This is a genomic window from Amycolatopsis ultiminotia (genome assembly GCF_039536925.1).
In the GTDB taxonomy this organism is placed as follows: Bacteria; Actinomycetota; Actinomycetes; order Mycobacteriales; family Pseudonocardiaceae; genus Amycolatopsis; species Amycolatopsis ultiminotia.
Window position 1 is genome coordinate 73,602 of sequence record NZ_BAAAZN010000022.1, and the last position, 19,954, is coordinate 93,555.

General features: G+C 71.0%; 20 protein-coding genes and 2 pseudogenes. 13 read left to right on the plus strand and 9 right to left on the minus strand.

Going from position 1 to position 19,954, the window contains the following annotated elements:
* The first annotated feature begins 3 nt into the window (after positions 1-3).
* Positions 4-1,218 carry a M50 family metallopeptidase gene (locus ABD793_RS35925; protein ID WP_344867856.1) on the plus strand — a complete coding sequence of 405 codons (1,215 nt, stop codon included), beginning with the start codon at positions 4-6 and terminating at the stop codon, positions 1,216-1,218.
* 119 nt (positions 1,219-1,337) lie between these two features.
* Entirely contained in the window at positions 1,338-2,489 is a 1,152-nt protein-coding gene (gene ispG, locus ABD793_RS35930) for a flavodoxin-dependent (E)-4-hydroxy-3-methylbut-2-enyl-diphosphate synthase (RefSeq protein WP_344867857.1), read from the plus strand.
* A gap of 46 nt (positions 2,490-2,535) precedes the next feature.
* Here ispG and ABD793_RS35935 read toward each other — a convergent pair whose 3' ends face one another.
* Positions 2,536-2,790, minus strand: a complete 255-nt coding sequence (locus tag ABD793_RS35935) for a hypothetical protein (protein WP_344867858.1) — start codon at positions 2,788-2,790, stop codon at positions 2,536-2,538.
* A gap of 66 nt (positions 2,791-2,856) precedes the next feature.
* Here ABD793_RS35935 and ABD793_RS35940 point away from each other — a divergent pair, with 66 nt between their 5' ends.
* Together ABD793_RS35940 and ABD793_RS35945 are read left to right on the plus strand one after the other, a co-directional pair.
* Entirely contained in the window at positions 2,857-3,669 is an 813-nt protein-coding gene (locus ABD793_RS35940; RefSeq protein WP_344867859.1) for a helix-turn-helix domain-containing protein, read from the plus strand.
* A gap of 90 nt (positions 3,670-3,759) precedes the next feature.
* Positions 3,760-4,158: a VOC family protein gene (locus tag ABD793_RS35945; RefSeq protein WP_344867860.1), complete on the plus strand. Its 399-nt coding sequence runs from the start codon at positions 3,760-3,762 to the stop codon at positions 4,156-4,158.
* Between the two features lie 44 nt (positions 4,159-4,202).
* Here ABD793_RS35945 and ABD793_RS35950 read toward each other — a convergent pair whose 3' ends face one another.
* The gene (locus ABD793_RS35950; protein ID WP_344867861.1) at positions 4,203-4,472 is read right to left on the minus strand and encodes a DUF4177 domain-containing protein; all 270 of its coding nucleotides are present in this window, start codon (positions 4,470-4,472) and stop codon (positions 4,203-4,205) included.
* Positions 4,473-4,498: 26 nt separating this feature from the next.
* Between ABD793_RS35950 and ABD793_RS35955 the strand changes: the two genes are divergently transcribed.
* Positions 4,499-5,353: a GNAT family N-acetyltransferase gene (locus tag ABD793_RS35955; protein ID WP_344867862.1), complete on the plus strand. Its 855-nt coding sequence runs from the start codon at positions 4,499-4,501 to the stop codon at positions 5,351-5,353.
* 43 nt (positions 5,354-5,396) lie between these two features.
* The gene (gene map / locus ABD793_RS35960) at positions 5,397-6,254 is read left to right on the plus strand and encodes a type I methionyl aminopeptidase (protein ID WP_344867863.1); all 858 of its coding nucleotides are present in this window, start codon (positions 5,397-5,399) and stop codon (positions 6,252-6,254) included.
* Here the strand turns inward: map and ABD793_RS35965 are convergent.
* Entirely contained in the window at positions 6,251-7,228 is a 978-nt protein-coding gene (locus ABD793_RS35965; RefSeq protein ID WP_344867864.1) for an SGNH/GDSL hydrolase family protein, read from the minus strand. The genes map and ABD793_RS35965 overlap by 4 nt on opposite strands.
* Before the next feature lie 439 nt (positions 7,229-7,667).
* Positions 7,668-8,336 (minus strand): FadR/GntR family transcriptional regulator, encoded by a 669-nt coding sequence (locus tag ABD793_RS35970; protein WP_344867865.1) that lies wholly within the window; start codon positions 8,334-8,336, stop codon positions 7,668-7,670.
* Between the two features lie 27 nt (positions 8,337-8,363).
* On the opposite strand from ABD793_RS35970, the gene ABD793_RS35975 reads away from it, so the two are divergent.
* Complete coding sequence (locus ABD793_RS35975; protein WP_425548830.1) at positions 8,364-9,650, plus strand: CynX/NimT family MFS transporter; 1,287 nt, start codon at positions 8,364-8,366, stop codon at positions 9,648-9,650.
* 57 nt (positions 9,651-9,707) lie between these two features.
* Here the strand turns inward: ABD793_RS35975 and ABD793_RS35980 are convergent, their stop codons facing one another.
* Positions 9,708-11,102, minus strand: coding sequence for a mycothione reductase (locus ABD793_RS35980; RefSeq protein ID WP_344867866.1), 1,395 nt, complete (start codon positions 11,100-11,102; stop codon positions 9,708-9,710).
* 68 nt (positions 11,103-11,170) lie between these two features.
* Positions 11,171-12,031 (minus strand): M15 family metallopeptidase, encoded by an 861-nt coding sequence (locus ABD793_RS35985; RefSeq protein WP_344867868.1) that lies wholly within the window; start codon positions 12,029-12,031, stop codon positions 11,171-11,173.
* Between the two features lie 174 nt (positions 12,032-12,205).
* Here ABD793_RS35985 and ABD793_RS35990 point away from each other — a divergent pair, with 174 nt between their 5' ends.
* The 5 genes and pseudogenes from ABD793_RS35990 to ABD793_RS36010 all read left to right on the plus strand — a co-directional run bounded on the left by ABD793_RS35990 (position 12,206) and on the right by ABD793_RS36010 (position 15,273).
* Positions 12,206-13,027, plus strand: coding sequence for a S1 family peptidase (locus tag ABD793_RS35990; protein WP_344867869.1), 822 nt, complete (start codon positions 12,206-12,208; stop codon positions 13,025-13,027).
* A 20-nt stretch (positions 13,028-13,047) separates the two neighbouring features.
* The gene (locus ABD793_RS35995; protein WP_344867870.1) at positions 13,048-13,500 is read left to right on the plus strand and encodes a GNAT family N-acetyltransferase; all 453 of its coding nucleotides are present in this window, start codon (positions 13,048-13,050) and stop codon (positions 13,498-13,500) included.
* A gap of 119 nt (positions 13,501-13,619) precedes the next feature.
* Positions 13,620-14,619, plus strand: a pseudogene (locus ABD793_RS36000) (IS481 family transposase).
* A 197-nt stretch (positions 14,620-14,816) separates the two neighbouring features.
* Positions 14,817-15,031: pseudogene (locus tag ABD793_RS36005) on the plus strand (transposase); the annotation flags it as partial.
* Entirely contained in the window at positions 14,986-15,273 is a 288-nt protein-coding gene (locus tag ABD793_RS36010) for a hypothetical protein (protein ID WP_344867944.1), read from the plus strand. The pseudogene ABD793_RS36005 and the gene ABD793_RS36010, both read left to right, overlap by 46 nt.
* Here the strand turns inward: ABD793_RS36010 and ABD793_RS36015 are convergent.
* On the minus strand, positions 15,270-16,025 hold the full coding sequence (locus tag ABD793_RS36015; RefSeq protein ID WP_344867871.1) for an SDR family oxidoreductase: 756 nt from the start codon (positions 16,023-16,025) through the stop codon (positions 15,270-15,272). The genes ABD793_RS36010 and ABD793_RS36015 overlap by 4 nt on opposite strands.
* 61 nt (positions 16,026-16,086) lie before the next feature.
* On the opposite strand from ABD793_RS36015, the gene ABD793_RS36020 reads away from it, so the two are divergent.
* Positions 16,087-16,632: a TetR/AcrR family transcriptional regulator gene (locus ABD793_RS36020; RefSeq protein ID WP_344867873.1), complete on the plus strand. Its 546-nt coding sequence runs from the start codon at positions 16,087-16,089 to the stop codon at positions 16,630-16,632.
* A 225-nt stretch (positions 16,633-16,857) separates the two neighbouring features.
* Here the strand turns inward: ABD793_RS36020 and ABD793_RS36025 are convergent, their stop codons facing one another.
* The gene (locus ABD793_RS36025) at positions 16,858-18,033 is read right to left on the minus strand and encodes an 8-amino-7-oxononanoate synthase (protein ID WP_344867874.1); all 1,176 of its coding nucleotides are present in this window, start codon (positions 18,031-18,033) and stop codon (positions 16,858-16,860) included.
* A gap of 113 nt (positions 18,034-18,146) precedes the next feature.
* The gene (locus ABD793_RS36030; RefSeq protein WP_344867876.1) at positions 18,147-19,760 is read right to left on the minus strand and encodes a DEAD/DEAH box helicase; all 1,614 of its coding nucleotides are present in this window, start codon (positions 19,758-19,760) and stop codon (positions 18,147-18,149) included.
* Between the last annotated feature and the right edge of the window lie 194 nt (positions 19,761-19,954).

Sequence of the window (19,954 nt, forward strand, 5' to 3'; positions counted from 1 at the left end):
CGCGTGCTCGCCTACATCATCGGGGTGGTGCTGTTCGCGCTGGGGATCTGCATCTCCGTCGCACTGCACGAGGCCGGTCACATGGTGACGGCCAAGGCGTTCGGAATGAAGGTCCGGCGCTACTTCGTGGGCTTCGGGCCCACGGTCTTCTCCTGGCGCCGGGGGGAGACCGAATACGGTCTCAAGTGGATTCCGCTCGGCGGGTTCTGCGATATCGCGGGCATGACCGCGCTGGACGAGGTCACCCCGGAGGAAGCGCCGCGTGCGATGTGGCGGTTCAAGACCTGGAAGCGCACGATCGTGATGTGCGCGGGTTCGGTGACGCACTTCATCCTCGGTTTCGTCGTGCTCTACCTGATGGCGATCACCATCGGCCTGCCGAACATCAACCCCTCCACCGAACCGGTGCTCGCCGCCACGTCCTGTGCCCGCCCGGCCACCACGAGCCAGCAGCTGCAGGACGAGACGTGCCCGGCCGGTGCGCCGACCCCCGCGCAGACCGCGGGCATCCGCGCCGGCGACAAGATCGTGTCCGTCTCCGGCCAGGAAACGCCGACCTGGCAGGACGTGCTCCGGATCGTGCAGGGCACCAGCGGCCCGACCCCGATCTCCGTGCTGCGCGGCAACCGGACGCTGAACTTCACCGTCGACATCCCGCGCGTGCAGCGGCTCACCACCGACGGCCAGGTGCACGAGGTGGGCATGATGGGTGCCTCCACCGCGATCCCGCCCCAGTACCTGCACTACAACGGTCTCCAGGGCGTCCCGGCCACGTTCTCCTTCACCGGCACCATGTTCGCCGAGACCGCACAGCGGCTGGTGCAGTTCCCGGAGCGGGTGCCCGCCGTGGTGAGCGCGATCTTCGGCGGTGAACGCGATCCGAACACCCCGGTCAGTGTGGTCGGCGCGAGCCGGATCGGCGGCGAGGCGGTGCAGCAGGGCCTGTGGGTGGTGTTCTTCTTCCTGCTGGCCAGCCTGAACTTCTTCATCGGCGTGTTCAACCTGCTGCCGCTGCTGCCGCTCGACGGCGGGCACATCGCGGTGGCGTGGTACGAGCGGGTGCGCGACTGGCTGCGCGGGCTGCGCGGGAAACCGGCGGGCGGACCGGTCGACTACACGAAGCTGTCCGCGGTCACGATGGTGCTCGTCGTGATCGGCGGCGGCGTCACCCTGCTCACCGTGACTGCCGACATCGTGAACCCGATCCGGCTGCAGTAGCCGGGCGCACCGGTCGGGGCACCCCCGGTCCCGCGGGCTCCCGACCGGGGGTAATCCGGCTCACCGCGACGGTCGACTTCGTTGAACCGGGGGCGGGTGGGGTGAGTAGTCTGGATGGCGTGACCGTCGCGCTAGGTATGCCAGCTTTGCCGCCCCCCGTTCTCGCCGAGCGCCGCAAGACCCGCCAGCTGATGGTGGGTTCGGTCGGGGTCGGGAGCGAGCACCCGATCTCCGTCCAGTCGATGACCACCACACTGACCTCCGACGTCAACGCGACCCTCCAGCAGATCGCCGAACTGACCGCGGCCGGCTGCGACATCGTGCGCGTCGCATGCCCCTCGGCCGACGACGCGGAGGCGCTGCCCGCGATCGCGGGCAAGTCCAAGATCCCGGTGATCGCGGACATCCACTTCCAGCCCAAGTACGTGTTCGCCGCGATCGAGGCGGGCTGTGCCGCGGTGCGGGTGAACCCCGGCAACATCCGGAAGTTCGACGACCAGGTCAAGGAGATCGCGCAGGCCGCGAAGGACCACGGCACGCCGATCCGGATCGGGGTCAACGCGGGCTCACTGGACAAGCGGCTGCTGGAGAAGTACGGCAAGGCCACCCCGGAGGCGCTCGCCGAATCGGCGATGTGGGAGGCGTCGCTGTTCGCCGAGCACGACTTCCACGACATCAAGATCTCGGTCAAGCACAACGATCCGGTCGTGATGGTGCGGGCCTACGAGCTGCTTGCCGAGCAGAGCGACTACCCGCTGCACCTCGGCGTGACCGAGGCCGGGCCGGCGTTCCAGGGCACGATCAAGTCCGCGGTCGCCTTCGGTGCGCTGCTGCGCCAGGGCATCGGCGACACGATCCGGGTGTCGCTGTCCGCCCCGCCGGTCGAGGAGGTCAAGGTCGGCACGCAGATCCTGCAGTCGCTGAACCTGCGGCCGCGGAAGCTGGAGATCGTGTCGTGCCCCTCGTGCGGACGCGCACAGGTCGACGTCTACACCCTTGCCGACCAGGTCACCGCCGGTCTGGAGGGGATGGAGGTGCCGCTGCGCGTCGCGGTGATGGGATGCGTGGTGAACGGGCCGGGCGAGGCCCGTGAGGCCGATCTCGGGGTCGCCTCCGGCAACGGCAAGGGCCAGATCTTCGTCAAGGGCGAGGTCATCAAGACCGTGCCGGAACACGCGATCGTGGAGACGCTGATCGAGGAGGCCATGCGCATCGCCGAGGAATCCGGCGAGGGCATCGGCGAGGGCAACCCGAGCGTCACCGTCGGCTGAGCTACCGGATGCTCCCGGAACCCCTCGGTCCCGGGAGCCGCTCCGATCAGCCCTGCAGATGATGCCGGGCGGCGTCCTGGATCTGCACCCGCACGTTCTCCAGTGAGGCGGCGACCTCGTCGATCTGCCGGCCGGCGAGCTGGATGGCGCCCTGCACCGCGGTCGCGGTGGAGGTCTGGCCGAGCAGCCCGAGCACCTGTGCCTGCAGGTCTTCCAGCTCGCCCTTCGTGGCCAGTGCGATGCCGGTGGGGACCTGGTCGGCGAGCAGTTCCAGCTGGTGTGCCTGCTCCTGGATCGTCATCCGCTTCTCCTGTCGTGGGGACCGCTCTCCCGTGGTAGCAGAAACGGACGGGGTTAACCTGGTCAGATGGGTCACAGCTGGGCGGTCCGGCGGCCGCATCCGGTGCTGCGGCCGCTTGTGGATCGCTACGTCGGCTACGCGCAGGACAACGTGACCCTGGCGGTGCACCGTGGCCTGCCTTCCCGGCACGTCACGCTGATCATCAGCCTTGCCGAGCCGGTCCGGTGCGCCGGGCTGCCGGGGGAGGGCGCGCGGCAGGCGCTGGTCGGCGGTCTGCACACAGCGCCGGCCCTGATCACGCAGAGCCGGGTGCAGTGCGGCCTGCACCTGGAACTCGACCCGCTCGGCGTGCGCACGCTGCTGGGCGTGACCGCTGCGGAGCTGAGCGGCCGGGTGAACGATCTCGCCGAGTTCGGCGGCGACCTCGCGCGACTGCCGGAACGGCTGTCCGAGGCGCCGGACTGGGCGGCCCGCTTCGCGATCCTCGACGACGTGCTCGCCGCGCGGGCGGCCGAGCCGTTCGTACCACCCGCGGAGCTGGGCCGGGCCTGGCATCGGCTGCGCGACAACGCCGGACTGGTGCGGGTGAGCGAACTCGCGGACGAGGTCGGCTGGAGCCGACGGCACCTCGGTGAGCGGTTCCGCGCCGAACTGGGCCTTCCGCCGAAGCAGGCGGCCAGGGTACTGCGGTTCGAACAGGCCGGACGGCTGCTGCGTGCAGGCCGCCGTGACCTGGCCGGCGTCGCGCTCGAGTCCGGCTATTACGACCAGGCGCACCTGTCCAACGAATGGCGTGCGCTGGCCGGGTGTTCACCACGCACCTGGATGGCCGAGGAACTGCCCGCACTCGGCTATCAGCTCGACGAGCAACCCGGCTGAGCCCACGGACCTGTCCGGGCACCTCGAATCGGCGCGGGCGTTCCCGTTTCTCCAAGACGAGCGGGCAGGTGGTCGACCAGACTCGCTGCCATGACTCCACAACCGACGGTATGGCCCGCCCTGCGTTACGACGACGCCCCGGCGGCGATCCGATTCCTGACCGACGTTCTCGGGTTCGAGGAGACGCTGGTGGTGCCCGGCTCGGCGGACCGCGAAATCGCGCACGCCGAACTGCACCGGCCCGAGGGCGGCAACGTGATGCTCGGCAGCACCAGCGGGCACTCCGACGGTGTGCACGACGCGATGAAGCCGGGTACCGGTGCGGTCTACGTCGTGTCCGACCACGTCGACGAGATCCACGCGCGAGCCCGTGCCGCGGGCGCCGAGATCACCCTGGACCTGCACGACACCGATTACGGCTCGCACACGTTCAGCCTCCGTGATCCGGAGGGCAATTCCTGGACCGTCGGCACGTACCGCGGCGCCTGACCGCGGTCCGTGCCGGGCAGCCCGGTGCGGGCACGCGCGGCGGGTTACTGGACCGGCCGTTCGAAGGTCACCAAGAGCCCGTCGACACCGCCGGGGCCCACGCGGCCCTTCACCTCCGCCGAGGTGATCGCCTTCAGCTGCCAGCCGTCGGCGGCCTGATCGTTGAGCAGGTTCTCGAGTTTTCCGCCGGACATTTTGCCGCCGATCATCTTTTCGCGGAGTTCCACGACCTGATAGGTATAGCGCTGCATGTCCCGATTGTGCCGGGCGGCGGCGTTCATCTGCTCGTGTCGGCGGGCTTGCGTTCCGTTCACCGGCTTCTTCTGGCACTCTTGACCCTGTGTTGCGGCTTGCCGGTGCCCGGCTGCTCGATGATCGGGACTACCCGGCAGTGCGTGCTGCGCTGGCCGCCGACCCGGTCGGCAGCTGCATGGTCAGCGCGCGGGTGGAGGCCGCGGGCCTGGATCCGTGGCGCCTCGGCGGCGAACTGTGGGCCGCGGACAGCCGCCCGGCCCGGTACGGCAGATTGTCCGGGCTGTGTTTCGCCGGCCCCAACCTGATCCCGTTGCGGGGCGCCGCACCGGCGTTGCGGTCGTTCGCCGATCGGGCGTTGCGGCGCCAGCGCACCTGTTCCTCGCTGGTCGGCCCTGCCGAACAGGTGCTCGGCCTGTGGGACGAGCTCGAGGGCGAATGGGGACCGGCCCGCGAGGTCCGCGAGGACCAGCCGTTGATGGCGCTGGACGGCAGCCCGTTCGTGGCCGCCGATCCGCACGTGCGTGCGGTGCGCCAGAGCGAGCTGGACCGCTACCTGCCCGCGGCCGTCTCGATGTTCGTCGAGGAGGTCGGGGTCGATCCGCGGGCAGGCGACGGCGGGGCCAGCTACCGGGCGCGGGTCAGCGAGCTGATCTCCGCCGGCCGTGCGTTCGCCCGGTTCGAGGACGGCGAGGTCGTGTTCAAGGCGGAGATCGGGGCGATGTCCGCGGGCGTGGGGCAGATCCAGGGAGTGTGGGTGCACCCGGACCGCCGGGGCAGCGGCCTCGGCACCGCCGGTACCGCAGCGGTGGTGCACCAGCTGGTGCACGGGCTGGGCCGCACCGCGAGCCTGTACGTGAACGCGTTCAACGCACCGGCGCTGTCGGCCTACCGCAAGATCGGGTTCCGGCAGGTCGGCCAGTACGCGACGGTGTTGTTCTGAGCGGGTTCGCCCAGGTCGGCCGAGACGTCGTAGGGTGGAGGACATGCCCGATCGCGCCCCGTTGAGGCCCGGCGTCCAGACGCCGCGCCGTACTGTCCCCGCCGACATCGTCCGCCCCGAGTACGTAGACCGGCCGGCACCGAAACGGGACACCGGCAACGGGGTACGCACGCCCGAGGTGATCGAGGCGATGCGCACGGCGTCGAAGGTCGCCGCGCAGGCACTGGAGGAGGGCGGCAAGGCCGTCAAACCGGGCGCGACCACCGACGACATCGACAAGGTGGTGCACGAGTTCCTGCTCGATCACCACGCCTACCCGTCCACGCTCGGCTACCGCGGGTTCCCGAAGTCGTGCTGCACCTCGCTGAACGAGGTGATCTGCCACGGCATCCCGGATTCGACCGTGATCGAGGACGGCGACATCTGCAACATCGACGTCACCGCCTACCTCGGTGGCGTGCACGGCGACACCAACGCGACCTTCCTCGCCGGCGACGTGTCCGAGGAGGTGCGGCTGCTCGTCGAGCGCACCCGCGAGGCGACGGCGCGTGCGATCAAGGCGGTGCGCCCCGGCCGTCAGCTCAACGTGATCGGGCGGGTGATCGAGGTGTACGCCAAGCGGTTCGGATACGGAGTGGTGCGCGATTTCACCGGCCACGGCGTCGGCCTGGCGTTCCACACCGCGCCGACCGTGCTGCACTACGAGGAGCCCTCGGTGCACACCGTGATCGAGGAAGGCATGACCTTCACCATCGAACCGATGATCACGCTCGGCTCCATCGACTACGACGTCTGGTCCGACGACTGGACGGTCACCACCAAGGACAAGAGCTGGACGGCCCAGTTCGAGCACACCCTCGTGGTCACGGCCGACGGCGCGGAGGTCCTCACGCTGCCCTAGCGGGTCAGCCCTGCGGTGCGGGCCATCCGGTCGAGCTGGTCCGCGCTCGCCGGGTCGTGTGCCGGTGGCGCGCCGGTGTCGCTGTGCACGCCGAGGGATTGCGCGATGAGTGCGGCCTCGGCCGCCATCCCGGCGCGGTACGGGTGGTAGGCGACCGCGGCGAACAGGTTCGTGCTCTGCCCGTTGACCCATGCCGCGTCGCCGGCGCAGGCGTCGTGACCGAGGCTGGGTCCGTAGGTGTCCACGAAACGGGCGCCCTCGGCGTTCGCGGCTCCGGCGATCGCGGCGTTGAGCTGCTGTTCGACGTGGTCGGCCCAGCGGTAGTCGCCGTCGGCGAGGGGGAGCACGTCGGGACAGTAGCCGGTGGAGGGCACCAGCCTCGGATAGCCGACGAGCACGATCGTCGCGCCGGGCGAGCGTTCCCTGGCCCCGCGCACGACGGCGCGCACGTTTTCCCCGGTGTGCTCGACCGCGGCGGCCATGGTGTCCACGCCGTCGACGGTGAAGTGCCGGCGGCAGGGGTCGCCGGTGGGATCGGAGTCACGGACCGTGGGGCAGGTGCCGATGAGGTCGCCGAACACGCCGTAGTCGTTGCCGCCGATCCCGATGGTGACCAGGTCGGTGTCGAGGGTGAGCGCGTCGAACTGCGCGGGCTGGCTGGACAGCGGGATGTCCGGTGACGGCGTGACCTGCGGCCGGGTCATGTTCGTGGTGTCCGCGGACGAGCAGCTGACGTCGGTGAACGCACCCTTCCCGGAGGCGATCCCGAGCCGCGCGGCGAGCCACGACGGGTAGTTGTTGTTCGAGCGGAAGCACCAGCTGGCCTGCTGCCAGGGGATCAGCGGCCCGGCGGTGTAGGAATCCCCGAGCGCGACGTATTTCCGGAAGGACGGCTGCCCGCTCGCCCCGGCCGGCACCGCCCCGAAGAGCACCGCCGCGATCACCCCCACGACGACGAACGCAGAACGACGCACGACCGGCCCCTTCCTCCGCGAATGACGTTCGAAGCCTGACGTCCGCGAGCAGACATCGCAAGAGACGTGAGAGTCTTTCACGTTAAAGTCGGAGGCCCGGACGCGGCCGGCGGACGGTGGCTTGCCGACCGGCCCACGTTGCCAAGGCACCCGAACGGCGTTGCCGAGTGCCCGGACTCGGTGCCCGAGTTGCCGGAACGGCGTTGCTGCAGCACTCGAATCGTGGTGTCGAGGTGTCTGGGCTTGGTGACTGAGTTGCTGGGACGGCGTTGCTGCAGCACTCGAATCGTGGTGTCGAGGTGTCTGGGCTTGGTGACTGAGTTGCCGGAACGGCGTTGCCGCAGCATCCGAATCGTGGTGCCGAGGTGTCTGGACTCGGTGCCCGAATTGCCGGAACGGCGTTGCTGCGGGGCTCGGAGGCCGTTCCGTGGTTGCCGGGTCAGTCCACTCGGGTCAGTAGTTCGTCCAGGAATCCGCCGGCCTCGGTGGCTGCGCGGTCGGCGTCGCCGGCGGCGATGGCGTCGAGCAGGCCCTCGTGCTTGATCTGCTCTGCGTGCTCCGGATGGTCCGAAGTGGACGCCACGCTCGCGGTGATCGCTTCCATCAGGCCGTGGTAGAGCTCGAACAGCAGCTCGTTGTGTCCACATCGGACGATGTCGAGGTGGAATTCCGCGTCGGTGCGGACGAATTCGTCACTGCGGCCTTCGTGCCATTCGGTGTTGCGGCGGTCGAGCAGTTCGCGCAGGCCGGCCAGGTCCTCGTCGGTGCGGGTGGTCGCGGCCAGCCGCGCACCCGCCACTTCCAGGACGCGGCGCACCTGCAGCACCTCGCGCAGTTCGGCACCGCACAGCCGGCGGATCGCAGCGCCCATTTCGCTCGTCGCGCGGACGTAGGTGCCGTCGCCCTGGCGGACCTCGAGGATGCCGGTGTGCGCCAGTGCCCGTACCGCCTCCCGTACGGTGTTGCGCCCGACTCCGAGCTGGGTGACGAGTTCCGGTTCGGTCGGGATGCGGTGCCCGACCGGCCACTCCTCGTCCCGGACCGCCTGGCGCAGCTGGTCGATGACCTGGTCGACGAGACCCGCGCGACGGGTGGTGGCCAAAGGCACAGGTTAATCCCCTCATCCAATCATCCTATGTATGCCATAGTAGCGCACGTGGCTGTCGATTCCTGGGATTCCGCACGTCCGTCCGCTTACGCCGAGCGGCTCGAACTCGAGCTGGAGGGCGGCGTCGAAGCGGAGCCTTCCCGTTCCAGGGCCGGGGTGGTCACCGGCGGCGTGCTGCTGGCGGTCGCAGTGGTGCTCACCGCGATGAATCTGCGGCCTGCCATCACCAGCATCGGTCCGCTGCTCGCCGAGATGCGGGAAAGCCTCGGCGCGTCCGCGCTGTGGGCGAGTGCGCTCACCACGCTGCCCGGACTGTGCTTCGCCGGGGCCGGGCTCGCCGCACCGTTGCTGTCGCGCCGGTTCGGCATCGGTGCGGCGATCGCGGTCGCGCTGGGGGTGCTGACCGTCGGGCTGGCCGTTCGGGTGCTCGACGGGCCGTACGTGGTGCTCGGCGGCACACTCGTGGCCACCGCGGGGATCGCGCTGATCAACGTGCTGATCCCGGTGGTGATCAAGGATTCCTTCCCTGCCCGGGTCGGCATGATGACCGGCGTCTACACCGCCGCGCTGCAGGGTGGCGGCGCGGCCGGGTCCTCGCTCAGCCCGCCGTTCGAGACGGCGTTCGGCGGCTGGCGGCCCGCGCTCGGGTCGTGGGCGGTGCTCGCCGCGGTCGCACTGGCCGTCTGGCTGATTGCGGCACGGGGCACCGGGCGCCCGCCGCGTCCGGCCGCGGGCACTGCCGGTGGACGGTCCCTGATGCGCAGCCCGCTCGCCTGGATCGTCACCGTGTTCTTCGGTCTGCAGTCGTTCATCGCCTACGTGGTGATGGGCTGGCTGCCGCAGGTGTTCATCGACTCCGGGGTGAGCAAGAGCGCGTCCGGTCTGCTGCTCGGCGTGATCTCCCTGATCGCGGTGCCGATCAGCCTGGTGGTCCCGCCGATTGCGGCGCGCCAGGGCAACCAGAGCGCGTGGATCGTCGGCATGGGTGTCTGCGGGTTCGTCGGGATGGTCGGGGTGCTCGTCGCGCCGACCTGGTCCCCGCTGCTGTGGAGCGTGCTGATCGGGATCGGGATGAGCGTGTTCTCCCTGGCGCTGACGGTGATCGCGCTGCGCGCCCGCACCGGAGCGGAGACCGCGCGCCTGTCCGGGATGGCGCAGGGCTACGGCTACCTGCTCGCGGCGGTCGGGCCGTTCGTCTTCGGGCTGCTGCACGACGCCACCGGCGGCTGGGCGCTTTCGCTGATCGTGCTGCTGGTGATCTGGGTGGTGCAGATGGTCTTCGGTGCACTGGCCGGACGCCGCCGCTTCGTCTGAGCGCGGCGGCACCCGGCTCGCCGCGGGTCAGCGCGGCGGCACCCGGCTCGCCGCGGGTCAGTCCAGCGGCAGGTTCAGCAGCGCGTTCTCGACCAGTTCCGGCATTGCCGGGTGGATCCAGTACTGGCCGTGGGCCATCGCCCGCGCGTCGAGGCCGAAGCTCATCGCCTGGATCAGCGGCTGGATCACCGTCGAGGCCTGCGGGCCGATGATGTGTGCCCCCAGCAGCTGTCCGGTCGACGGATCGGCCAGCAGTTTCGCGAACCCGGTGGTGTCCTCCATCGCCCAGCCGTAGGCGATGCCTGCGTAGTCCTGCTTCGAGACCACATAGGACAGTCCGCGGCTTTCCGCCTCCCGCTCGGTGACGCCCACCGACGCGACCTGCGGCGAGGTGAACACCGCATGCGGTACGAAGCGGTGGTCGGCCTTGATCCGTTCGTCCGGGTGCAGCAGGTTGTGTTGCACCACGCGGGCCTCGTGGTTGGCGACGTGCTTGAGCTCCAGCGGCGAGGACAGATCCCCGAGCGCGTAGATGCCCGCGACGGAGGTCTCCTGGTGGTCGTCCACGACCACGTGTCCGCGTTCGGTGGTGGCCACGCCGGTCGCGGCCACGTCGAGCAGGTCGGAGTTCGGCGTGCGGCCGGTGGCCACGAGGATCAGATCGGCTGCCACCGTCTCGGCGCCCTGCGGGCCTTCCAGGTCCAGCGCCACACCGTCGCCGGTCCGCCGCGCCCGGAGGGTCTTGCGCTCCAGCCGTACGTCGAAGCGCTGTGAGGCCAGCTCGGTGAACCGCGCGCTGACGTCGTCGTCCTCCTGCCGAAGCAGTGCGCCGGAGCGGTTGACCACGGTCACCGTCACCCCGAACGACGCGAACACGTGCGCGAACTCGGCCGCGATGTAGCCGCCGCCGAGGATCACGATCCGCTTCGGCAGTTCTTCCAGCCGCATCACGGTGTCCGAGGTGTAGTAGCCGGTTTCGGCCAGCCCCGGCACGTCCGGGATCACCGGGCGCCCGCCCGCGGCGAGCACGAACCGGTCCGCGGTGAGCACCTCGTCCGGCTGCCCGCCGGGGAAGGAAACGCGCAGCTGCTTGGTGCCGACGAACCGGCCCTCGCCCTGGTACACGTCGACGTTCCGGTTGTCCTCGTGGTTCTTCCGGTACTCCGCACCGCCTTCGGCGATCGGGTCGATCCGGCCGAAGATCCGGTCCCGGATGTCCGGCCAGCGCACGCCCTCGAGCCGTTCGTCCACGCCGTAGCGCGAACTGGCCGAGGGGGTGGCCGCGACGTCCGCGGCGTAGACGAACATCTTGGTCGGGATGCAGCCCACGTTGAGGCAGGTGCCGCCGAACGTGCCCTTTTCGACGATGGCCGTCTTCCGGTCGGCGAATTCGGGGCCGAGGATCGAGTTACCCGATCCGGTCCCGACGATCACCAGGTCGTAGTGCGCCACGGTGGTCCCTTTCGAGCTGCTGGCTTGTCAGACTGGTCAACCGGCGCACCCGGCCCGGTGTTCCCGGCTCAGGTGCCGGTGGCGCTGAAGTGCATCCGGTCGGTCGGCGAGCGCCCGGTCCCGCCCCAGTGCCAGCCGACCCCGGCGAACGCGCGCACCACCGGCCCGCCCGCGACGATCATCCCAGGGCGTACCCGCGCACGGTCCACGTAGGACGAAGCCAGCTCGGGCAGGACGAGATCGCCCTTGGTGTAGGGATTGCAGAACGGGTTGACGTCCACCGCCAGCCCGTACGCGTGCGCGGACCAGCTGGTCTGGCCGCGCACCGGACGGCAGACGAACGCGCTGGTGTTGTTGCCGTCGCCGGTGGGCGGGGCGTCGAGTTCGGCAGGGCTGCTCACGCGCATCTCCTCGACCGGGAACCGCTGTGCGAACAACTTGCCGAACGCGTCGGCCACCGGCTGCGCGGCGTCGTGGCGGACGAGCAGCTCGCCGGTGTGGGCGCGGCCGTCGAAGCCCCAGAAGGAGAGCGTGACGTACCGCAGGTCCGCCGCGGCGACCGGGCAGGCGGGCTGCCAGGTGCTGCGGGCGAGGACGTCGGCAGGCACCGCGGAGATCTTCGCGGTGTAGCGGCTGTCCGACGGCGGCGGGAGCAGATCCCGGGTGGGCAGCGACCGGTTCACCAGTTCGGGTGGGGTTGCCTCGACCTCCCCGAAGCCGTCCGCGCGGCGGGGCAGCGGATGGGCACCCACCTGCCAGGTGACCGGCGGCGGTGCCGGGCTCGTCCGGGTTGCCGGAACTGCCGGGCTCGACGGGACGGCAGGCGCCCGCAGCGGGCTCGGCGGAGCCGCGGCCGGCGCGGGCGCACCGCACGCGACCGGCAGAAGGCCCGCCAGGGCGGCTGCTGCCGCGGCTGCTGTCCGTCGCATGGCACCAGCTAAACAAACGCGGGCGGTGAACGCGGACTCCACCCGTTCCAGTGACACCGTTTCGGGCCTGCTCCGTTTAGGGTAATCGCGGTCCCGTGTTCACGCGCCGGAGTCGGCCGACTCCCGGACGCGTCCGGGCTCCTGTGACGTATCCGCCGGCCGAAGGGGAATCCGATGCCCGCCAAGTTCCGCCGTCCGCTCCTGCTCGCGGTGGGGGCCCTGCTCGCCGCCGCGGTGGCGGTGCCGGTCGGGTCGGCGTGGGCCGCCGGTCCCGCGGATCCGGGATCGCCCGCCGCGCAGCCCCGGATCGTCGGCGGCGGTGAGGCCTCGCTGTCCGACCATCCGTACGCGGTGTACCTGACCGACCAGAGCGGCAGCCAGTTCTGCGGCGCGGTGATCGTCAGCTCGTCGGCCGTGGCCACCGCCGCGCACTGCGCGAAGGCGGTGTCCCAGTCCGACGTGCGGGTGGTCGCCGGACGGCAGGACAAGCGCGGTTCGGACGGCGTGGTGCTCCCGGTGTCGCGAGTCTGGACCGCCCCCGGGTTCAGCGATCCGACCAAGGGCGACGACGTCGCGGTGCTGACCGTCCGCGGCAGGCTGCCCTACCGGGCCGCGAAACTCGCCGGCTCGGGCGACCGGTCGCTCTACGCCGAGGGCGAGCAGGCGACGGTGCTCGGCTGGGGCCGGTTGGCGGAGGGCGGCGATCGGTCCGACGTGCTCCGCAGCGCGCAGGTCCCGCTGGTGAGCGATGCCACGTGCCAGAGCGCCTACGACTCCTACGACCCGTCGAGCATGGTCTGCGCCGGCTATCCGCAGGGTGGCACCGACGCCTGCCAGGGTGATTCCGGTGGTCCGCTGATGGCGGGCGACACGCTGATCGGCATTGTGTCCTTCGGCGACGGTTGCGCGAAGGCGGGCAAACCGGGCGTGTACACCCGGGTGGCCGCGTTCTCCGACGACATCGAGGCGCAGTCCCAGTCCCGGCTGTTCGGCTGAGGTGTGTTAGGCAGGGTCGCGTGACGACTCTGCACGATGCGGCCGGTCCCGAGCTGACCGCCGCCCAGCTCTACGCGATCCTCCGCCTGCGTTCCGAGGTGTTCGTGGTGGAGCAGGACTGCGTTTACGCGGACATCGACGGCCGGGACCTGCCTGCCGACACCCGGCACCTGTGGCTCACCGGCGAGGACGGCGAGCTGCTGGCCTACCTGCGCGTGCTGACCGATCCCGGCGGCCTGCGCCGGATCGGCCGCGTGGTCACCGCCCGCGCGGCCAGAGGCCGGGGCCTCGCCGCCCGGTTGATGGCCGCCGCGCTGGCGGACGCCACCGGCGAGTTCGTCCTCGATGCGCAGACCTACGCCCAGGGCCTGTACGCGCGGTTCGGGTTCGTGCCCGAGGGCGAGGAGTTCCTGGAAGACGGCATCCCGCACCGCACCATGCGCCGCCCGGCGAAGGATGGCGCGGTGGGCTAGGTGTACTGACCACGGTGGTTGGGTACGGGGTGACATGTGATCGGATGATTTTGGAATAGGGGAGGGCCTGCGGGTTCGGTGTGGATTGCGACATCTGCACCGGCTACCAGGAGGCCCTCGTGCCCCACCGTAATGCCTCGCTGTCTGAGACCGGCAGGCTCCGTCTGGCCCGGTGTGTCGTGGATGACCGATGGCCGCTGCGCCGCGCCGCGGAGCGGTTCCAGGTCGCGGTCACGACCGCGAAACGCTGGGCCGATCGCTGCCGTGCCGACGGCGCCGCCGGTATGGCCGACCGCTCCTCGCGGCCCCTGACCTGTCCGCACCGGACACCCACCCGACTCGAGCGGCGGATCATCAAGGTCCGGGTGATCCGCCGGTGGGGACCGGCCCGCATCGGATATCTGCTGGGGCTGAGCCCGTCCACGGTGCATCGGGTCCTGACGCGCTATCGGTGTTCCCGGCTGGCTCATCTCGACCGGGCCACCGCAGTGCCGATCCGCCGCTACGAGCACGACGCGCCCGGCGATCTGGTGCATGTCGATATCAAGAAGCTGGGCACCATCCCCGACGGCGGAGGCCACCGTGTCACCGACCGCGTCACCGGCCTGCAGAACAGGAAAGCCACCACCGCGGCTCGCTACCGCCACGGCAAACCCAAGATCGGATCCAGCTATCTGCACAACGCCGTGGATGACCATTCCCGGCTGGCTTACAGCGAGATCCTGCCCGATGAGACCAAGGAAACTGCGGTCGCGTTCTGGGCCCGAGCGCACGCGTTCTTCACCGCCGCCGGGGTCACCGTCGCGCGGGTGCTGACCGACAACGGGTCCTGCTACAAGTCCTTCCTCTGGCGCGACACGCTGTGCGACGCGGACATCGCCCACAAGCGCACGCGCCCTTACCGGCCGCAGACCAACGGGAAGGTCGAGCGGTTCAACCGCACCTTGCTCGAGGAGTGGGCCTACGCACGCCCTTACCGCTCAGAACGCGAGCGACGTGACGCCTATCCGGGATGGTTGCACACCTACAATCACCACCGCGGCCACACCGCGCTCGGCGGCGCTCGGCGGCCAACCACCCGCCACCCGCGTCCCCAACCTCACAGGTCAGTACAGCTAGGGCGTGGCCGGTCAGTGGTTGGTGGGGTGTCCGGTAGCTGCGGCGGACTGAGCGCCACCGACCGGAGACGGTGATCGTGGACATGGCGTACTTGCCCCCGCCACAGATCGCCGCCGGCGGTCTCCGGCTCCGATGACTTGCGGCTCCTGGAACGTGTCTTCAAAGTGGCTGCTGGTGCTCTGTTTTGGTCCTCGGTTGTGGTGCGCAGGCGTGAGCTGACCGATGAGCTGTGGCAGGTGATCGCGCCGTTGCTGCCGGCATCGGGAACGGGGCGTCCGCGGGTGGATGACCGTCGGGTGATCAACGGAATGTTGTTCAGGGCCAAGACCGGGTGGCGTGGCGGGACTTACCGGAGCGCTACGGGCCGTGGAAGACGGTCTGCAACCGGTTCTGGCGCTGGTCACGCACCGGCACCCTGTCCGCGCTGGCAACGCAGGTGCAGGTCCCGGCAGACAAGGGCTATTCCAGCCGGCCATCCGCTGCTACCTGCGCCGACGCCGCATCCCGGCGACGATTCCGGAGCGCCGTGACCAGCAGGCCAACCGGTTCAAGCAGTTCCGTGCCATCGCCACCCGGTTCGACAAGACCGCGATCTCCTGCCGAGGGATGGTCGACCTGACCACGCTGCTCATCCGGCTTTGCGGACACCGCTAGAACGTGGCGGTCAGCCCGCCGTCGACGGCGATCGTCTGGCCGGTCACGAAGGACGCCGCGGCGCTTGCCAGGAACACGACGATGCCGGCGATCTCGTCCGGCCGGCCCCATCGGCCGAGTGCGGTGCGGGTCCGCAGCCAGTCCGTCCACTGTGGATCTTCCGCGAGGTGCCGGTTCACGTCGGTGGCGAACGTGCCTGCTGCGACGCTGTTGACGGTGGTCCCGGCGGGCCCGAGGTCGGCGGCCAGGCCGCGGGTGAGGCCGTCGAGCCCGGCTTTCGCCGCGGCGTAAGCGACATCGTCGCGGTGGCCGAGTCCGCCGAGCACGGACGAGATGTTGACGATCCGGCCCCGTCCTCGCCGGGCCATCCCCGGCGCGACGGTCCGGGCGAGTGTGTACGCGGCGGTGATGTGCACGTCGAGCAGCCGCGCCAGTTCGGCGGGCGCGAGCACCTCGGTACCGCGCCGGTCCCGGTGGCCGACGTTGTTGACCAGGATGTCCAGTTCGCCCAGCGCCGCCACGTGGTCCGCGGCCGCGGAACCGGTGACGTCGAACGCGGCGGCGGAGACGGCCAGGCCCTCCTCGCGCAGCCGACCGGCCGCTTCGCCGAGCGTGTCCGGGTTCCGCCCGTTGAGCAGCACGTCCGCACCGGCCAGGGCCAGGCCACGGGCGATCGCGAAGCCGAGGCCCCGGACCGAGCCGGTGACCAGGGCGCGCCGCCCGGTGAGCGAGAATCCGCCGATCGCGTCCATTCCGGTCCACCTCACTGAAACGAGCGTTTCAGTCAGCATATCCTCTGTCCGGAGGTGACGGATGTCCGGTGAATCGGCGCGGCGCGCGGAACTGCTCGAAGCCTGTTACGCGCACATGCTGGAGCACGGTCTGGCGGTCCCGCTGCGCCCGCTCGCCGCCGCGGTGGGCAGCAGTCCGCGGGTGCTGCTGTACCTGTTCGGTAGCAGGGAAGAACTGCTGCGCGCGGTGCTGGCCCACGCACGGCGGTGGCAGGTGGCCCGGATGTCGGCCGCGGCCGAGCAGGTCGTGGACGGGTTCGAGGCGGCCGTGACGGCGGTGTGGGACTGGCTGTCGGCACCCGCCCAGCGTCCGGTGGTCCGCCTGACCTACGAGGCGTTCGCATTGTCCTGGCGGGCCGAACCGGGGCCCTGGGAAGGATTCGCGCGGGAGTCCGCACGGGAGTGGCTTGCGCTGCTGGTCCGGGCGCAGCCGGAGGTTCCGGTGGCCGAGGCGGAGATCCGGGCCCGCCGCGCACTCGCGCGGATCCGCGGACTGCTGCTGGATCTGCTGGCAGGCGAACCGGCCGACCGGGTCGCCGCAGCCGCGGGCGGCTGGACGGCCGGGTGAGTCACCCGGCTGATTGAGCCGGGGCGGGCTGAGCCGGGACCGTGCGGTTGAGCCGGGGCGGGGTGGCTGAGCCGGGACCGGCCCGTGGAGGCGCGGGTGGGTGGTTGAGCCGGGACCGGCTCGTGGAGGCGCGGGTGGGTGGTTGAGCCGGGACCGGCCCGTGGAGGCGCGGGCGGTTGAGCCGGGACCGGCCGGACGTGCCGACGTTGCCGGGGCGGGTCCGGATCAGGCGGTGGCGCCGGGTGGTGCGGTTTCGGCGATGACCTTCACCGCGCGCTCCACATCGGACTCGGTCAGGTCGGCGCGGGCGGTCAGGCGCAGCCGGGAAACCCCGTCCGGTACCGAGGGCGGGCGGAAGCAGGCGACGCGGATTCCGTGTTCCGCACAGGCTTCCGCCCAGCTGACGGCGGCTTCCGGCGACGGCGCGCGGACCGAGGTGACGGCGGCTTCCGGCAAGGTGGTGTGCAGGCCTGCCGCCTTCAGCTGCATCGACAGGTCCACCGCGTGGTTGGTCGCCTTCTCCGGCAGGCCTGGCTCGGACTTGAGCACGCTCAGCGCGGTCAACGCGGCGGCAGCGCTCGCGGGTGCGAGGGCGGTGTCGAAGATGAAGCTGCGTGCGGTCTCCACGAGATGCCGGATGACCCGGCGCGGACCCACGACGGCGCCGCCTTGCGCGCCGAGTGCCTTCGACAGCGTCAGGGTGGTCACCACGTCCGGGGCGGCGGACAGGCCCGCCGTGTGCACCGCGCCCCGGCCGCCTTCGCCGAGGACCCCGAACCCGTGTGCGTCGTCGATGAGCAGGGCGGCTCCGTGTTCGCGGCAGATCCCGGCCAGCTCCTCGATCGGGGCGAGGTCGCCGTCCACGGAGAAGACCGACTCGGTGACCACGAGGGCGCGCGGTTTGCGTCGCGTGGACAGCGCGTGCCGGACCGCGTCCGGGGTGGCGTGCGCGACCGCGGCCACGTCGGCCCGGGAAAGCCGGCAGCCCTCGATGAGTGACGCGTGCACGTACTTGTCGCTGACGATCGCGGATTCCGCGCCGGACAGTGCGGTGACCGCACCCAGGTTGGCCGCGAATCCGGAGGAGAACACGAGTGCCGCCTGCGCCCCGCAGAACCGGGCCAGTTCGTGTTCCAGCTCCGCGTGCAGTTCGGTCGATCCGGTCACCAGCCGGGACCCGGTGGACCCGGCGCCCCAGCGCAGTGCGGCCGCCGCGGCCGCTCCGGCCACGCGCTTGTCCCTGGCCAGGCCCAGGTAGTCGTTGCCGGCCAGGTCGAGTTCGTCCTGCTGCGCGGGACGGGGACGCAGTCGTCGCGTGAGACCCGCCTCCGCCCGCTTCGCGGCTTCGGTGTCGAGCCAGTCGAAGACGGTTTCGGGCGGCAGCGAGGACGAGGCGGTCACGCCTGGCAGTGTCGCATCCGGGCCACCTCCGCGGACGTGCGACCCGCCACAGCGAAACCGTCGTGGTGGCAACGAAAAACGGCCCCGCCGGAAGGCGGGGCCGTTTTTCCGGATCAGGCGTCGTATCCGCGCCGCGGTCCGCGGCTCGGGCGCTGCGGGCGGCCGGAGCCGCCGCCGAAGCGCTGCTGGCGTCCACGGCCGCCGTAACCCGGCCGGCCCTCACGCGAGCCCTGGCCACCGTAGCCGGGGCGTCCTTCGCGGGAACCCTGGTAGCCGCCGCGGCCTTCCCTCGGGGCCTGACCGCGGTAACCCTCGTCGTTGCCGCGCCTGCCCTCGTACGAGCCACGGTTGTCGCGCGAACCGCGGTAGCCGCCGCGGTCGTCGCGGTCACCGAAGCCACGGCCACGGCGCGGCGACTCGCGGCGCCGCTCCACGACCGGCTCGCCGCTCGGCTCGCGGGCACCGGTGATGCGCGACAGGTCGGCGTCCTCCGGCCGGATCATCGTGCTCTCCGCACGCACGCCCGCCCGGTCGGTCATCCGGGCGACGGTGCGCCGCTGGTCACGGGTGACCAGCGTGACCACGACGCCCGAGGCACCGGCCCGCGCCGTGCGGCCCGCGCGGTGCAGGTAGTCCTTGTGGTCCGCGGGCGGGTCCACGTGCAGCACGAGCGAGATGTTGTCGACGTGGATGCCGCGCGCGGCGACGTCGGTGGCGACCAGCACCGCGGCGTGGCCCTCCTTGAAGTCCGACAGCACCCGGTTGCGCTGGCCCTGGGTCTTGCCGCCGTGCAGGGCGGCCGCCTGCACGCCCTGCTCGCGCAGCCGCTCGGTGAGCCGGTCCACGTGGTGCTTGGTGCGCACGAACATGATCGTGCGGCCGTCACGGGCACCGATCCGGGTGATGATGTCCTGCTTGTCCGAGTGCGACACCTGGAACAGGTGGTGGTCCATGGTGGTGACGCTCGCGGTCGACGGCGCGACCGAGTGCGTGACCGGGTCGGCGAGGTACTGCCGGACCAGCTTGTCGACATCGCCGTCGAGCGTCGCGGAGAACAGCAGCCGCTGTCCGCGCGGCGGGGTCAGGTCCATGATCTCGCGCACCTGCGGCATGAAGCCCATGTCGGCCATCTGGTCGGCCTCGTCGAGCGCGATGAAGTTGCAGTCGCCCAGCGACGCGGTGCCCTGGCGGACGTGGTCGGACAACCGGCCGGGGGTGGCGATCAGCAGGTCGACCCCGCGGGCGAGGGACTCGGCCTGCCGGGAGAAGGACATCCCGCCGACCGCGGTGCGGCACCACAGGCCGAGCGATTTGGCCAGCGGGGTGAGCGAGTCGGCCACCTGCATGGCCAGCTCACGGGTCGGCACGAGCACCAGCGCGCGCGGGCGCTTCGGCCGGGCCTTGCCGCCGTCGAGCCTGGCCAGCATGGCCAGGCCGAACGCGAGGGTCTTGCCGGATCCGGTCTGCGCGCGGCCGAGCACGTCGCGGCCGGCCATCGCGTCCGGGATGGTCGCGGACTGGATCGGGAACGGTGCGGCGATGCCCGCGTCGGCCAGTGCCCGCAGCAGCCCCTCGGGCAGGCCGAGCTCGGCGAAGGTCTGGGCCTTCGGGGTTTCCACCGCGTCGTCGCGCAGGTCGCCGCCGCTCTGACGGTGCCGCGGTGCGCGATCGGGCCGGCCTGCTCGCGGGGAGCGGGTGGAGTGGCCGGAATTGAACGTGACTGTCACAAATGCCTCTCGGACGTGGCACGTCGCAAGGAGGCCCGGGCTCCCCGCTCGCAGGCAGGGCAAGATGGTGTGCGGTGGGCGTTCACAGGGACGGACCCGATGCACGACGCCGCGGCGCCGGACACCGATGGAAATTGCTTCTGATGCACCGCGAGCCCTGCAGTGGGCTGTGGAGGCGACGGACACCAACTCAT

Bases quoted from the DNA above. Each gene is read 5' to 3' on its own strand.
- ABD793_RS35935 (WP_344867858.1), bottom strand. From the start codon at position 2,790: ATGACGATCCAGGAGCAGGCACACCAGCTGGAACTGCTCGCCGACCAG.
- ABD793_RS35940 (WP_344867859.1), top strand. From the start codon at position 2,857: ATGGGTCACAGCTGGGCGGTCCGGCGGCCGCATCCGGTGCTGCGGCCG.
- ABD793_RS35945 (WP_344867860.1), top strand. From the start codon at position 3,760: ATGACTCCACAACCGACGGTATGGCCCGCCCTGCGTTACGACGACGCC.
- map (WP_344867863.1), top strand. From the start codon at position 5,397: ATGCCCGATCGCGCCCCGTTGAGGCCCGGCGTCCAGACGCCGCGCCGT.
- ABD793_RS35975 (WP_425548830.1), top strand. From the start codon at position 8,364: ATGTATGCCATAGTAGCGCACGTGGCTGTCGATTCCTGGGATTCCGCA.
- ABD793_RS35985 (WP_344867868.1), bottom strand. From the start codon at position 12,031: ATGCGACGGACAGCAGCCGCGGCAGCAGCCGCCCTGGCGGGCCTTCTG.
- ABD793_RS35990 (WP_344867869.1), top strand. From the start codon at position 12,206: ATGCCCGCCAAGTTCCGCCGTCCGCTCCTGCTCGCGGTGGGGGCCCTG.
- ABD793_RS36015 (WP_344867871.1), bottom strand. From the start codon at position 16,025: ATGGACGCGATCGGCGGATTCTCGCTCACCGGGCGGCGCGCCCTGGTC.
- ABD793_RS36020 (WP_344867873.1), top strand. From the start codon at position 16,087: ATGTCCGGTGAATCGGCGCGGCGCGCGGAACTGCTCGAAGCCTGTTAC.